Annotated in this window: 10 protein-coding genes and 2 tRNA genes; 7 read left to right on the forward strand and 5 right to left on the reverse strand. The window is 64.8% G+C overall.

The window, feature by feature from the left end:
* Positions 1-102: 102 nt before the first annotated feature.
* The 4 genes from AL3_RS00115 to AL3_RS00130 all read right to left on the reverse strand — a co-directional run bounded on the left by AL3_RS00115 (position 103) and on the right by AL3_RS00130 (position 1436).
* Positions 103-363, reverse strand: a complete 261-nt coding sequence (locus AL3_RS00115; protein ID WP_066295387.1) for a hypothetical protein — start codon at positions 361-363, stop codon at positions 103-105.
* Positions 364-547: 184 nt separating this feature from the next.
* A tRNA-Lys gene (locus AL3_RS00120) sits at positions 548-620 on the reverse strand.
* A gap of 192 nt (positions 621-812) precedes the next feature.
* Positions 813-885: transfer RNA gene (locus AL3_RS00125), tRNA-Lys, on the reverse strand.
* A gap of 116 nt (positions 886-1001) precedes the next feature.
* A complete protein-coding gene (locus tag AL3_RS00130) occupies positions 1002-1436 on the reverse strand; it encodes a hypothetical protein (protein ID WP_066295388.1) in 435 nt (144 codons plus the stop codon).
* Positions 1437-1661: 225 nt separating this feature from the next.
* On the opposite strand from AL3_RS00130, the gene AL3_RS00135 reads away from it, so the two are divergent.
* The 3 genes from AL3_RS00135 (at position 1662) to AL3_RS00145 (ending at position 5393) form a co-directional block, all read left to right on the forward strand.
* Positions 1662-3356 (forward strand): ABC transporter substrate-binding protein, encoded by a 1695-nt coding sequence (locus tag AL3_RS00135; protein WP_083521324.1) that lies wholly within the window; start codon positions 1662-1664, stop codon positions 3354-3356.
* 94 nt (positions 3357-3450) lie between these two features.
* Complete coding sequence (locus AL3_RS00140) at positions 3451-4455, forward strand: ABC transporter permease (protein ID WP_066295389.1); 1005 nt, start codon at positions 3451-3453, stop codon at positions 4453-4455.
* Entirely contained in the window at positions 4452-5393 is a 942-nt protein-coding gene (locus tag AL3_RS00145; RefSeq protein WP_066295392.1) for an ABC transporter permease, read from the forward strand. Before AL3_RS00140 ends, AL3_RS00145 begins: the two co-directional genes overlap by 4 nt.
* Before the next feature lie 129 nt (positions 5394-5522).
* Here the strand turns inward: AL3_RS00145 and AL3_RS00150 are convergent, their stop codons facing one another.
* Positions 5523-7289 (reverse strand): dipeptide ABC transporter ATP-binding protein, encoded by a 1767-nt coding sequence (locus AL3_RS00150; protein ID WP_066295393.1) that lies wholly within the window; start codon positions 7287-7289, stop codon positions 5523-5525.
* A 132-nt stretch (positions 7290-7421) separates the two neighbouring features.
* On the opposite strand from AL3_RS00150, the gene AL3_RS00155 reads away from it, so the two are divergent.
* The 4 genes from AL3_RS00155 to AL3_RS00170 all read left to right on the forward strand — a co-directional run bounded on the left by AL3_RS00155 (position 7422) and on the right by AL3_RS00170 (position 15214).
* Positions 7422-9092: an ABC transporter substrate-binding protein gene (locus AL3_RS00155; protein ID WP_151723898.1), complete on the forward strand. Its 1671-nt coding sequence runs from the start codon at positions 7422-7424 to the stop codon at positions 9090-9092.
* Positions 9093-9199: 107 nt separating this feature from the next.
* Positions 9200-10696, forward strand: a complete 1497-nt coding sequence (locus AL3_RS00160) for a malate:quinone oxidoreductase (protein WP_066295394.1) — start codon at positions 9200-9202, stop codon at positions 10694-10696.
* Positions 10697-10828: 132 nt separating this feature from the next.
* A complete protein-coding gene (locus AL3_RS00165; RefSeq protein ID WP_066295396.1) occupies positions 10829-13960 on the forward strand; it encodes an efflux RND transporter permease subunit in 3132 nt (1043 codons plus the stop codon).
* Positions 13961-14104: 144 nt separating this feature from the next.
* The gene (locus AL3_RS00170; RefSeq protein WP_066295397.1) at positions 14105-15214 is read left to right on the forward strand and encodes an LLM class flavin-dependent oxidoreductase; all 1110 of its coding nucleotides are present in this window, start codon (positions 14105-14107) and stop codon (positions 15212-15214) included.
* Position 15215: the final 1 nt, after the last annotated feature.

Below are 15215 nucleotides of genomic sequence, written 5' to 3' on the forward strand. Positions count from 1 at the left end.
ACTGTTGTTTAAGCCGCTGTTCGTTTTAGCCGCTGTCGGAGCGTTTTATGCCACCGTTCACGCATGTACCGCAAGCGCACCGCCGCCGGAGCTCCGGCTGGCCTACTGAACGGGTACTTCCACCCACTCCGGCCCGCCGTCCCAACGCACGTGCATACTGGCCGGCGGATGGTATCCGCCATGGTGGTGCAGGTGGAATTCCACGCCCTCCCCCGCCGCCAGTGACATCCCGGCCGGAAGGTCCTGCGAGGTGGCACCCGTCCTGGCGATGTCCACCATCACCTGCTCAAGTGTCTTTCCGCTGGTATTGCGCAGCACGTAGGTGTCCTTCGCGGGGCTTTCAATGCGGACTTCGTTGCTCATCAGGGCTCCCATTCTGGCCTGTTACCGCGCCGCCGCAGAGGCAGGAGAAAAGCAGCGGCCCTGCCGGGAATGCTACGCGCGCAGGCGGGGCCGCGGAAGCAGCCCGGCAGACTTCCCGGCCCCGGGACCCGAACGCAAAAAGGCCCCGCCAGGAAGGATCAACCTTCCGGACGGGGCCCAGCTGTGCACCCCCCGGGACTTGAACCCGGAACCCATTGATTAAGAGTCAATTGCTCTGCCAATTGAGCTAGAGGTGCTTGGCGGTGATACAGCGCTGCTTTTTCCCAGACTGGATGACAGTCCCGGGCGATGGGCAACGACAAGTTACTCTACCAGCTTTTCCGCACGGGACCGAACCGGTGCTATGCGGACCCGGCAGACTGGCGGCCGGAACGAGCAACCCCGCCCCATCCGGCCACTGACCGGATGACGCGGGGATTTCCACTCTGTGCACCCCCCGGGACTTGAACCCGGAACCCATTGATTAAGAGTCAATTGCTCTGCCAATTGAGCTAGAGGTGCTGGCAGTTTTGGAGGTTGAATCTGCCGGAAAATTCCGCAGTTCCTCCTCCGCAACGACATGAAACTCTACCAGTACTTATTCGTAAAAGTGAAATCAGCAGCCAAGGGAGGCGGGCTCACCGCCCGGCATTCCTCCCGCCCGGACGCGGATCCGGCTGTGGAATCATAAACTCCCCCGGTTCGCCTTCCCATTCAGGGCCGTCCTGCACCACCCATGTGCGCAGCGGAATGCCGGACGGAGCATCCAATGGAGTGACCTCCACCGCCTCAACCGGCGCCGCCCGGACAGCAGGAAAGACCTCTTTCCAGCCTGGCAGGGGTTCACCCGCATCCTTGACGGCGGTTACCGGTGCCGGATTACCGTTACCGGGCCCGCCCGCGGTACCCGGCCGCTCCGGTCCCGGAACCGCTGAGGTGATGACCGGATGCCGAAGCATCCTGCGGAGCACCACTGCAGCTGCCGCTGCCGCCAGGCCGGCAGCAGCTCCGGCGGCCAGGGCCGCGAGCGCAGCGCCGGAGGGCGAAGGTGCACCAGATGGAGTGGATCTCACCCTTCGAAGCTACGGCCGCCGGCTGGCAGTGTCCACACAAAAGCTGCGATGGCAGCCCTTCGGGGCTGGGTGGGCTTAACCGAATTGTGACCGCGCCGGACCTGCTTAGCGTCCCAAACCACCGGCAACGTGCCATTAGGCTCTGACATTACGTTTGTGTTCTACGCCACACCACACCCGCCGGCCAGCACGCTGTCCGGATTCACCGCCCCAGAGGAGATAACAATGACCCTTGCTGGCAGATTCACTCTCAGCAGGTCCACCCGGAAACGGGCAGCTGCCCTGACCGCCGGGCTGGCCATGAGCGCACTCGTGCTCTCCGGCTGCGCCCAAAGCAACCGCGACGCCGCTGACGACGGCGCCACAGCCTCGGAAGTTGACGGCACGTTCGTCTTCGCCGCATCCTCGGATCCCAAAACCCTGGATCCGGCCTTCGCCTCCGACGGCGAGTCCTTCCGCGTCAGCCGCCAGATCTTCGAGGGCCTCGTAGGTGTGGAGCCCGGCACCGCAGACCCGGCGCCGCTGCTGGCCAAGTCCTGGGAGACCTCCGAGGATGCCCTGACCTACACCTTCGCGCTCGAGGAAGGCGTCACCTTCCACGACGGCACCCCCTTCAACGGAGAAGCTGTCTGCGCCAACTTCGACCGCTGGTACAACTTCACCGGCATCCAGCAGGCCGAGAGCCTCGCCTACTACTACGGCAAGCTCTTCAAGGGATTCGCTGATACCCCCGAGACCGCAACCTATGAGTCCTGCGAGGCCACCGGAGAAAACGAGGCAGTAGTTACTCTGGCCAAGCCGTTCGCCGGGTTCATCGCTGCCCTCTCGCTCCCCGCGTTCTCCATGCAGAGCCCCTCCGCCATGGAGGAGTTCGGCGCTGACGAGGCCTCCGGGACCGCTGAGGCACCCACCCTGACCGCTTATGCCAAGGAACACCCCACCGGCACCGGTCCGTTCAAGTTCGACGGCTGGGAAGTCGGCAACCAGATCACCCTCGCGGCCAACGCCGACTACTGGGGTGAGCAGGGGCAGGTCACGGACATCATTTTCCGGGTGATCGATGATCCGAACTCCCGCCGTCAGTCCCTGCAGTCCGGGGACATCGACGGTTACGATCTGGTGGCTCCCGCCGATACCCAGGCCCTGGCCGACGCCGGTTTCAAGGTCATTCCCCGTGATCCCTTCACCATCCTTTACCTGGGCATGAACCAGAAGGTCGAGCAGCTTGCCGACCCGCTGGTCCGGCAGGCAATCGCCCACGCAATCGACAAGGAAGCGCTGGTCAACCAGACGCTTCCTGAAGGCACCAAGGTGGCCACGCAGTTCATTCCGGACGTAGTCAACGGCTACAACGAAGACGTCACCACGTACGAGTACGACCCGGAGAAGGCAAAGGCACTGCTGGCCGAGGCCGGCTACCCGGATGGCTTCACGGTGGACTTCAACTACCCGACTGGCGTTTCCCGCCCGTACATGCCGACTCCTGAGCAGGTGTTCTCCAACATCTCCGCACAGCTGGAGGAAGTGGGCATCAAGGTCAACCCGCAGCCGAGCAAGTGGTCCCCCGACTACCTTGACCGCGTGCAGGCCACCGAAGACCACGGCATCCATCTGCTGGGCTGGACCGGCGACTACAACGACACGGACAACTTCGTAGGCGTGTTCTTCGGCCAGGAGAAGCCCGAATTCGGCTTCACCAACCCGGAAATCTTCGACCAGCTCGAGGCAGCCCGCCAGGTGAGCAGCCTGGACGAGCAGACTCCGATGTACGAGAAGATCAACGACGACATCGCCAAGTATGTGCCGGCTGTACCGCTGGCACACCCGGCACCGTCGCTCGCTTTCTCAGACCGCGTGGATTCCTACCCGGCTTCCCCCGTGAATGACGAAGTGTTCAACCAGATCAAGCTCAACAAGTAGCGGCGAAACGGACCGGGATCCAGCTCAGCTGGGTCCCGGTCCGTTCTGTCCTTACCTTTTCCGCAGCCACGCAACCGGCTGAGAAAGGACACTCGTGCTGCGAGTTATCGGCAAGCGCCTGCTAATGCTGATCCCGACCCTGATCGGCTTGTCCATCCTTCTGTTCATTTGGGTCCGCAGCCTTCCCGGCGGCCCAGCAACCGCCCTCCTGGGAGACAAGGCCACACCCGAGGCCATCGCCAGGATCAACGAAGCCTACGGCTTCGACCGCCCGCTCATCGAGCAGTACTTCACCTACGTCGGCAAGCTCCTCCAGGGCGACTTCGGCACGTCCACAGTGACCGGCCGGCCCGTGCTGGAAGAGTTCGCCACCCGGTTCCCGGCCACACTGGAACTCGCCGCCGTCGCCCTCATCTTCGCGATCGGCATCGGCATTCCCCTGGGCTACATGGCAGCCAGGCACTACGGCCGGTTCTGGGACCACTCCTCCGTGGTGCTGTCCCTGATCGGCATCACCGTGCCGGTCTTCTTCCTGGCCTTCATCCTCAAATGGCTCCTGGCCATCCAGATCCCCCTCTTCCCCACAGACGGCCGGCAGGATCCGCGGATCAACGCTACCCATGTGACGGACTTCTACGTCCTGGACGGGTTGCTGACCAGGGAATGGGATGCGTCCTGGGATGCCCTGATGCACCTGGTGCTTCCCGGCATCGCCCTGGGCACCATTCCGCTGGCGATCATCGTGCGCATTACGCGTGCCTCGGTCCTGGAAGTCCAGGGAGCAGACTACGTCCGCACCGCCCGGGCCAAGGGCCTGATGGAACGGACCATCCGCAACCGGTTCGTGCTCCGCAACGCCATGCTTCCCGTCACCACGACGATCGGCCTGCAGACCGGGCTCCTCATTTCAGGGGCGGTGCTGACGGAAACAGTCTTCGCGTTCAGCGGAGTGGGCAGATTCCTGCGGGATGCCATCTTCAACCTGGATTATCCAGTGCTGCAGGGCTTCATCATTTTCATCGCCGTGGCGTATTCACTGATCAACCTGCTGGTTGACGTCTCCTACGGCTTCATCGACCCGAGGGTGAGGGTGCAATGAGTACAGTTCTTCCCCCTCCTGCCGGCGGCGCCGTCCGGCCGGATGAGCCGTCAGCTCCAGACACGCGCGGGAGCGGCATGTGGCAGGACGCCTTCCGGCGGCTGCGCCGCAACCCGGCGGCAATCGCGGGCGCCGTGATCGTTGGCCTCTTCATCCTGGTGGCCATCTTCGCACCCATCCTGGCTCCCTACGGGGGTGAGGAACTACCCGGCCGCACCGAGATCACGCCGACGTCGATTCCCGGCCCCGGGGATATCGAGGGATACCCCCTCGGCCTGGACCGGTTCGGCGGCGACGTCCTTTCCAAACTCATCTGGGGAGCACGCGCTTCGCTCCTGATCGGCGTTATTTCCACGGCCCTCGGCCTGCTGGGAGGCATGCTGCTCGGTGTGATTGCCGGCGGGTTCGGCGGCTGGGTGGACAACGTCATCATGCGCTTTGTGGACATCCTGCTTTCAGTGCCCAACCTGCTGCTGGCGGTGAGCATCGCGGCGGTCCTGGGGCAGACGCCTTCCGCAGTGATGATTGCCATCGGCGTGTCGCAGGTGCCCATCTTCGCCCGGCTCCTGCGCTCCTCCATGATCAGCCAGCGCGGAGCGGACTACGTCCTGTCTGCGCAGGCACTGGGGCTGAGCACCCGGACCATCACCATGAGCCATCTGCTGCCCAACAGCGTCGGTCCCGTGATCGTCCAGGCCACCCTGACCCTCGCCACCGCCGTGATCGACGCCGCGGCCCTGTCCTTCCTGGGACTCGGCGGCGGGCGTCCGGAAAGCGCTGAGTGGGGCCGGATGCTGACCTATGCACAGAATGAACTGGCGGTGGCACCGCAGCTGGCGTTCCTGCCGGGTATCTGCATTGCGGTCACAGCGCTCGGCTTCACCCTGCTGGGTGAATCGCTGCGCGAAGCCCTGGACCCCAAAACCAGGCGCAAATAACCGCACTGCTGCGTTCAAAGGGCCGGGCCCGCTCCCCACGGAGCGGGCCCGGCCCTTTGTACGCCGGCGCACGGCTGGCGGAGCGGCACTCCGGAGAGCGGGCGATGGAGGCAGGACCTCTTCTGAGTGCTAGGAGGCGAGTTCGCCGTCGATGTTCAGTTCGTTGCCCGGTATTGAGGCAAGCAGCTTCCGCGTATAAGGGTGCCGGGGGTTCTGGAACACTTCCTCGGATGACGCCGCCTCAACCAGCTCGCCGTCCTTCATCACGCAGACATAGTCCGAGATCAGCCGGACCACGGCGAGGTCGTGGGAAATAAAGAGGTAGCTCAGTCCCAGGTCCCGCTGCAGATCGCCGAGCAGTTTCAGGATCTGGGCCTGCACCAGGACGTCAAGTGCAGACACGGGTTCGTCGCACACGATCAGTTCCGGGTTCAAGGCGAGCGCCCGGGCAATGGCCACGCGCTGGCGCTGCCCGCCGGAGAGTTCAGCCGGGTACCGCCGCAGCATCGACGCCGGCAGCGCCACCTGCTCCATCAGCTCCCGGACCCGGGCAGCCCGTTCAGCGCGGTCCCCGCGTTTGTACGTCTTGAGCGGTTCCTCCAGGATCCGCTCAATGGTGAACATCGGGTCCAGGGACGAATACGGGTCCTGGAAAATGGGCTGCACGCGCTGGCGGAAGCTGCGCAGTGTCTTCTTCTCCAGCGACGCGATGTCTACGCCGTCGAACGTCATGGTGCCGCTGGTCGGGGTGATCAGTTTCAGGAGCATCCTGGCGGTGGTGGTTTTCCCCGAACCTGACTCGCCGACGATTGCCACCGTCCGGCCGCGGGGGATTTCCAGGCTGACATTTCGGACCGCATGGAAGTCACCGGCCTTGCCGCGGATCTTGTAGACCTTATTCAGGTCCCGGATCTCCACGATGTTCGGCGTCTTCGCGTAGGTCTCCTCCGTCCGTTCCGCTTCCGGACCGGATTCAGTTGCCACAGCCAAAGCTGAGCCGGCAGATTCGGCGCCGCCGGCAGATCCGGTTTCGGCCAGGTGCAGGCGCTGGGACGCCGGCGCCGCAAACGCGCCGGGGCTGAGCCGGACCGCGGCGACGCTGGGAGCCGCCCGGACCAGAGACTGTGTGTAGGGATGCTGCGGGTCCTCCAGCAGCTGCCGGGCCGGCCCTGTCTCCACCACCTCGCCCCGGTGCATCACCACCAGCTCCGAGGCGCGTTCGGCGGCCAGTCCAAGGTCGTGCGTGATCAGCAGGACGCTCGTGCCAAGTTCGTCGGTCATGCGGCCAATCTGGTCCAGGATGGTCCGCTGGACCGTGACGTCCAGGGCACTGGTGGGTTCATCGGCGATCAGCAGCCTTGGCCGGCATGCGAGGCCGATGGCGATGAGCGCACGCTGGCGCATCCCGCCGGAGAATTCGTGCGGATACTGCTTGGCACGCTCGGCGGCGTCCGGCAGCCCCGCTGCAGTCAGGACCTCCACAACCTTCCGGTCCACGTCTTTGGAAGTGGCCATACCGTGAACCAGCAGGGTCTCAGCAACCTGGGTACCAACCTTGGTGACCGGGTTCAGGTTGGACATGGGGTCCTGCGGCACCAGCCCGATCGCACGGCCGCGGATGGCACGCATCTTGGACTCCGCCAGGCCAACGAGTTCCCTGCCGTCGAAGCGAATGCTCCCAGCCGTCACTTTGCCGTTGCCCGGCAAGAGGCCGATCACGGCCATCGCCGTGGTGGACTTTCCGGAACCGGATTCCCCCACGATCGCCAGGGTCTGTCCGGCGCCGAGGCTGAACCCTGCCTTGCGCACCGCCTGCACCTGGCCGTCCATCGTCTGGAAGCCAACGGCGAGATCGGTCACTTCGAGCAGCGGAGATTCAGGGCTGGTTTCAGTCATTTCCATATCCTGCCTTACCAAAGGGCAGTTGTGAGGTAACTCTCACCCGCCTTTACCGGTTTTTTATCATTTAGACTTAGGAATTCACCCAGCCGGCAGGGATGGTGCGTCCCGGAGGAGAACCAAACAGCTGTGACCCAATCCGCCACACGGCGCTCCGTGATCAAGGCCGGAGCCATCGCCGCAGCCCTTGCCCTGGCAGGCTGCACGGCCGCCCGCCCCGATGAGGAGCCAACCAGTCCCTCCCCCTCGCCGTCGCCGTCCACCGAGCCCACGGCGTCCTTCACCTTTGCGACCGCTGCCCGCCCCGCCGGGCTGGACCCGTTCCTCGCCGTCGACACGGAATCCCACCGGATCACGCGCCAGATCCTGGAAACCCTGGTGGGCGTGGATCCCGTGACGTCTGCCCCCGTGCCCCTGCTGGCGGAGGCCTGGACCGAGTCCGAGGACGGACGGATCTATGACTTCACGCTCCGCCAGGGCGTGACCTTCCACGACGGTGAGCCCTTTAACGCGGCGGCCGTCTGCACCAACTTTGAACGCTGGTACAACCTGCCGGCCGCGGTCCGGGGCTCCGAGGTACTGACCTTCCGCTCCGTCTTCAAAGGCTTCGCCGACACGCCGGACGCTTCCGCCTACAAGTCCTGCACCGCGGTGGACGAGTACACCGTCCGGCTGGAACTGACCACCAGGCTCACCGGTCTCATTCCCGCACTCGCCTCACCTGAGTTCGGCATCTCCTCCCCCCGCGCGCTGGCCGGCGGACGCGCTGACACCCTTTCCGAGGACCGCAACGGAACCCGGGTCTCCGCCTACGCGCAGCACCCGGTCGGCACAGGACCGTTTACCTTCACCAGCTGGACCGATGATGAAGTGCTGCTGGTTTCCAACCCGGACTACTGGGGCGAGCGGGGAGAGATCGGCGAGCTGGTCTTCCGCACCATCACCAGTCCGGAAAGCAGGCTGCGCGCCCTGAAGAACGGTGAGGTGGACGGCTACGACCTGGTGACAGTCTCCGACGTCGGAGAACTGGCGCGCGCCGGCATGCAGATCCTGCAGCGCGATCCTTATTCCATTCTTTACCTGGGCATCAACCAGAACTTCCCCGGCCTCGACGAACCGAAGATGCGGCAGGCCATTGCCCACGCCGTGGACAAACCGGCCCTGCTCGAAGACCTGTTCCTGAGCGGCACAAAGTCAGCCAACCAGTTCATTCCGGAAAAGCTGGGGCTGAGGTCAGACAACGTGACCAACTACGGCCACAACGTCGAACGTGCCAAGGAGCTCCTGGCGGAAGCCGGCTATGCCGGCGAAGAGCTGCCGTTCTACTACCCGCGCAGGGTCACCCGCGCCTACCTGCCGAACCCGGAGAAGGTCTACGCCGAGCTGAGCCGGCAGCTCACGGCGGCGGGGCTGAACATCCGGCCCGTTCCCGTCGAGTGGTCAGACGGCTACCTGGAGCAGATCTCCCGCAAGGGCGACCGCGCGCTTCATCTCTCCGGCCTCAGCGGCAGCTACATGGACGCCGACAACTTCGTGGGAACCCTGTTTGGGGCCTACAGCGAAGAGTTCGCCTACGACGATCCACAGCTGTTCACCAAAATCAACCGGGCCCGAACGCTGCCGGCAGACGAGGAACGCTCCGAGGCCTACCGCTCCATTTCGGACCGCATCTCCACGCGTGTGCCGGCCATACCGCTGGCCTACCCCATCTCGACACTGACGGTTTCACCGCGGGTTGCCCAGTATCCAACCTCTCCCGTCCTCAACGAGGTCTTTAATAAGGTCCGGCTCACCAACTAGCGTGGGGCACCTTGATGGCGTGTCCCGTGTCTACAGAGCGCAAGGAATTTTAGTAAGCGCGCTGCGGGGGATACGCTTCTTAGGCTAGCGTCCACGTGACTGGAGATATGAAGTTGACTGCTGATAGCCCGGCGGAGAAGTCCGCAACAAAAACTGACGTACTGCTGATCGGCGGCGGCGTCATGAGCGCGACTCTCGGAGCGTTCCTGAAGCAGCTGGCTCCCGATTGGAGCATTTCCCTCTTCGAGCGCATGGACCGTGCCGGCACCGAAAGCTCGGACCCGTGGAACAACGCGGGCACCGGCCATGCCGCCCTGTGCGAACTCAATTACAGCCCGGCCGGACCGGACGGAACAGTTGACCCGGCCAAGGCAGTCGGCATCAACGAGCAGTTCCAGGTCTCCCGTCAGTTCTGGTCACACATGGTGGACCAGGGCCACATCTCAGGCGGTTTCATCAATCCGCTCCCCCACATGAGCTTTGTCTGGGGTGACGCACACGCCGAATACCTGCGCAAGCGCTATGAATCGCTCAGCGCCCAGCCGCTGTTCAAGTCCATGGAGTTCAGCGAGGACCACAGCAAGATTGCCGAGTGGGCCCCCCTGCTGATGCAGGGCCGCGACGCCGGACAGCGGGTCGCAGCTTCCCGTGTCGCCGGCGGCACGGACGTGGACTTCGGCGCGCTCACCCGCGAACTGATCAACTACCTCGGAGCCAACGGGGCAGACCTGCACTTCGGCCATGAAGTCACCAACGTGACGCGGGCCTCCAGCGGCGGCTGGGACGTCACCGTCCGGAACCGCGCCACGAAAACAACCCGCACGGTTTCGGCGAAGTTCGTCTTCATCGGCGGCGGCGGCGGTGCCCTGCACCTGCTGCAGCGCTCCGGCATTCCGGAGGGCAAGGGCTTCGGCGGCTTCCCGGTCTCCGGCCAGTTCCTGCGCTCCACTGACGAGAAGATCATCGCCCAGCACAATGCCAAGGTCTACGGCCAGGCCTCGGTGGGCGCCCCGCCCATGTCGGTCCCGCACCTGGACACCCGCTTCGTGGACGGCAAGAAGTCCCTGCTGTTCGGCCCGTATGGCGGTTTCTCCCCCAAGTTCCTCAAGGGCGGTTCGTTCCTGGACCTGCCGCTGTCCGTCCGCCCGCACAACCTGGTGCCCATGCTGGCCGTCGCCAAGGACAACATGTCCCTGGTGAAGTACCTCGTCACTGAGGTCCTCAAGTCCCGCGAAGGCAAAACCAAGGCGCTGCGCGAGTTCTACCCCGAAGCAACCACTGAAGGCTGGGACCTCATCACCGCCGGCCAGCGGGTCCAGGTCATCAAGAAGGATCCGAAGAGCGGCGGGGTGCTGCAGTTCGGCACCGAGCTCATCACCTCGGCGGACGGGTCCATCGGCGCCCTGCTCGGAGCCTCCCCGGGAGCCTCCACCGCCACCCCGATCATGATCAACCTCATGAAGCGCTGCTTCCCCGGCGAATTCGCCGGATGGGAGCCGAAGATCAAGGAAATGATCCCGGGCTACGGCGTCAAACTGAACGAGAACGAGTCCCTCGCCGAAGAGATCGATGCCGAGGCAAACCGCGTCCTGAAGCTGGGCTAGCCGGCCCCCGCCCGGACGCTGTGCCCCGGACCGCCACGTGCGGTCCGGGGCACAGCACGTTAACGCCCGTTTGCGGCCGGGCCGCCCGGGAGCGCACGTATGATGATTCCGTCTACGTCAAAAGGCAGGTACATGGATCGTCTGGCCAAGCTCTCCCTCTCCAACCGGGCCCTGATCGCCCTCATCACGGTTTTCGTTGCCGTCTTCGGTGTGATCTCGCTGAACTCGCTGAAACAGGAACTGATACCTGCCCTGGAGTTCCCCCAGATCAGCGTGATTACCGCGCTGCCGGGAGCCTCCCCCGAGGTTGTGGACAAGCAGGTGAGCGAGCCGCTGGAAGCGGCCCTGACCGCCGTCGAAGGCCTGGAGTCCTCCTCCGCAACCTCCCGGACCTCCATTTCGGCGATCACCCTGACCTTCGCCTACGGCACCGATCTGGACCGGGCCCGCGGCCAGGTGGACCGGGCCATCTCCAATGCCCGGCAGTCCCTGCCCGAAGACACGAACCCGCAGTCGCTCGCCGGCAGCATCAGTGACTTCCCCATTGTTTATCTGGCGGTTTCCAGCGACCAGCCGCTGAGCGAGCTCAGCGCTGACCTGCAGCGGCTCACCGTGCCGCGGCTGCAGAAGATCGAGGGTGTCCGCACGGCAGAGGTCACCGGAGGCTCTGAACGTCACATTGCCGTGCTGCCCGACGACGCCGCGATGGCGGCACTGGGCGTCACGCCGTCGGCCATATCCGCGGCCCTGGAGAACAGCGGCGCCCTCATCCCGGCCGGAACAGTGCAGGAGGACACCCGCACCCTCTCGATCCAGGTGGGCAGCCCGCTGGACTCCCTGGAGAAGATCTCAGCGCTGCCGCTGGAAACGGAGGGCGCCTCGCCCGGTGCAGAACCTCCGGTTATCGGCGACGTAGCCACTGTGGAAATCACCGACGACGAACAGACCTCGATCACCCGTACGAACGGCGAGGCCACCCTCGCCATCTCGATCACGAAAACACCGGCGGGCGACACCGTGGGGATATCCCACGAAGTGATGGACCTGCTGCCCTCGCTCCAGGACGAACTGGGCAACGGAGCTAAGTTCACGGTGATCTTTGACCAGGCCCCCTTCATCGAAAAGTCCATCTCCGACCTGACTACCGAAGGCCTGCTGGGCCTGGGCTTTGCCGTTCTGGTGATCCTGGTGTTCCTGCTCTCCGTCCGGTCCACCCTGGTCACGGCGGTGTCGATTCCGCTGTCACTGCTGGTCACGTTCATCGGGCTGCTGGCGTTTGGCTACTCCTTGAACATCCTGACCCTGGGCGCACTGACCATCGCGATCGGCCGGGTGGTCGACGATTCGATCGTGGTGATTGAGAACATCAAGCGCCATCTGGGGTACGGCGAGGAGAAACGCACGGCCATCCTCACCGCGATCCGTGAAGTCGCCGGAGCGGTGACGGCTTCCACCCTGACGACGGTGGCTGTCTTCGCTCCGATCGCCCTGGTGGGCGGGCTGGCCGGGGAGCTCTTCCGCCCCTTTGCCGTCACCACGTCGTTGGCGCTGCTGGCGTCGCTGCTGGTTTCCCTGACGATTGTTCCGGTGCTGGCCTACTGGTTCCTGAAGTCCCCCAAGCCGGTCAGCGATCCGCAGGGCTACCGTGCCGAGGCCGAACGCCGCGAACAGTCCACCTTCCTGCAGCGCGGCTACCTGCCGATCCTGCGCGGCACGCAGCGGCATCCGGTGTACACCCTGCTGGCCGGCGCCCTGGTCCTGGCCGGAACCGTGGCGATGACGCCGCTGCTGCAGACAAACCTGCTGGGCGATACGGGGCAGAACACCTTCAGCGTCCGGCAGGAGCTCCCGCCGGGCAGCTCGCTGGAGACCACCTCAGAAGCCGCGGCCGCGGTGGAAGACCTGCTGGCCGGGACCGACGGGGTGAAGGACGTCCAGGTCACCATGGGCACCTCCACTTCCGGTATTGCCGCGTTCAGCGCCGGCGGGGCGTCGGTCGCCAACTTCACGGTGATCACCGATCAGGGCGTGGACCAGGTTGCGCTCCGCGAAACCGTCCGCCGCGAGCTGGAAGATCTTGGCGATGAGTCCGGCACCGTGTCCCTGGGCACCCAGGGCGGCGGGTTCGGCACGTCCAATACGGTGGACATCGAGATCTCAGCCGGTGACCCGGCCGAGCTGCAGCCCGCCTCGGATGCCCTGGTCGAAGCCATGTCCACGCTTCCCGGTGTCTCCGAAGCGACGTCGAACCTGGCCTCCTCGGAACCGGTGGTCCAGGTGACCATCGACCGGGCGAAAGCCGTCGCGGCGGGCCTGGATGAGCAGCAGGTGGCGGGGATTCTTGCCTCCACCCTGAGCCCGCTGCCGGCCGGCACAGTCCGGCTGGGCACCGATGACTTTCCTGTCCTGATCGGTGAAGGCACCGAGGTCACCACCACGGAGCAGCTCGCCGGGATTATTGTGCCGACGGCCACGGGGCCGGTACCTCTGAGCGATCTGGCTGTCGTGGAGGAAACCAGCGTCCCCACCACGGTGTCCTCCTCCGGAGGCGAACGCACCGCCGTCGTATCGGTGACCCCGGCCGGTGACAACCTTGGCGGTGCGATCGCCGAGGTCCAGGCCGAGCTCGCCAACGTCGAGCTGCCGCCCACCGTCACCGCGACGCTGAGCGGTGCCGCCACCCAGCAGAACGAGTCCTTCACCCAGCTGGGCTGGGCCCTGCTGGCGGCGATCGCGATTGTGTACGTGATCATGGTGGCGACCTTCAAGTCCCTGGTGCAGCCGCTGATCCTGCTGGTCTCCATTCCGTTCGCCGCCACCGGAGCGATCCTTCTTCTGCTGATCGCCAACGTGCCGCTGGGCCTTCCCTCGCTCGTGGGGATGCTGATGCTGGTGGGCATCGTGGTGACGAACGCCATTGTGCTGATGGACCTGATCAACCAATACCGCAGGCCCCGCGGCGGCGAACCTGGCATGAGCGTGCGGGACGCGATCCTGCGGGGAGCGCGGCAGCGGCTGCGGCCGATCCTGATGACGGCGCTGGCGACCATCTTTGCGCTGACCCCGATGGCCCTGGGGGTCACCGGCGAAGGCGGTTTCATTTCCCGCCCGCTGGCGATCGTCGTCGTCGGCGGTTTGGTGAGTTCCACCCTGCTCACCCTGGTCCTGGTCCCGGTCCTGTACCAGCTGGTTGAAGGACCCAGGGAACGCCGTGCCCTGGCGAAGGAAGAATCTGCCCGCCGCACCGCGGACGCCGGCGGCTGAGCAGGTTCCCCCGAGGCTGATTCGTCCGGAAGGAATGTTCCTGGCCGATGCTCTGTTGTATCCTGTCATTAGATGCAAATGCATATATCTCCTGTTTCTCCGTCCACCGGCGAAACAGGACCAGCCAGGCAACAGGAGGCCACCATGCAGATCGGCGTATTCAGCGTCAGCGACATCACCCGGGACCCCGTCACGGGACGGATGCCCACCGAAGGCGAACGCATCCAGGCTGCCGTAGCGATAGCCAAGAAGGTCGAAGAGATCGGCATGGACGTCTATGCCACCGGCGAGCACCACAACCCGCCGTTCTATGCATCTTCACCCACCACGCTGCTGGGTTACATTGCGGCGCAGACAGAACGCATCATCCTGTCCACCGCCACCACCCTGATCACCACCAACGATCCGGTGAAGATCGCGGAAGACTTCGCCATGCTGCAGCACCTCTCCGGCGGCCGCACCGACCTGGTCCTGGGCCGCGGCAACACCGCCCCCGTCTACCCCTGGTTCGGAAAGAACATTCAGGACTCGGTTGACCTGACCGTGGAGAACTACAACCTGCTCCGCCAGCTCTGGGACAAGGAGACAGTGAACTGGGAAGGTAAATTCCGCACCCCGCTGCACAACTTCACCGCCACACCGCGGCCGCTCGACGGCGTCGCCCCATTCGTCTGGCACGGCTCCATCCGCACGCCGCAGGTGGCAGAGATTGCTGCCTACTTCGGTGACGGATTCTTCGCCAACAACATCTTCTGGCCGAAGGAGCACTACATGCAGCTGATCGGCCTCTACCGGGAACGCTACGAGCACTACGGCCACGGTTCAGCGGACCAGGCCATCGTGGGGCTGGGCGGACAGTTCTTTATGCGGAAGAACTCCCAGGATGCCGTGAACGAATTCCGGCCGTACTTCGACAACGCTCCGGTCTACGGCCACGGCCCCTCGATGGAGGACTTCACCGCGCAGACCCCCCTGACCGTCGGCAGCCCCCAGGAAGTGCTGGAAAAGACCCTGACCTTCCAGGAGTACTTCGGCGACTACCAGCGCCAGCTTTTCCTGATCGACCATGCCGGCCTGCCGCTGAAGACCGTGCTGGAGCAGCTGGATCTCTTTGGTGAGTACGTCCTGCCGGAACTCCGCCGCGAGCTCGATTCCCGCCGTCCGGCACACGTACCCGACGGTCCCACCCACGCAGACCGGGTTGCGGCTCGCGCCGGTGCCGCCACACAGAGCGCATCTTCTTCAGTAGGCTAAA

Source organism: Arthrobacter luteolus NBRC 107841 (assembly GCF_001552075.1).
Lineage (GTDB): Bacteria > Actinomycetota > Actinomycetes > Actinomycetales > Micrococcaceae > Arthrobacter_B > Arthrobacter_B luteolus.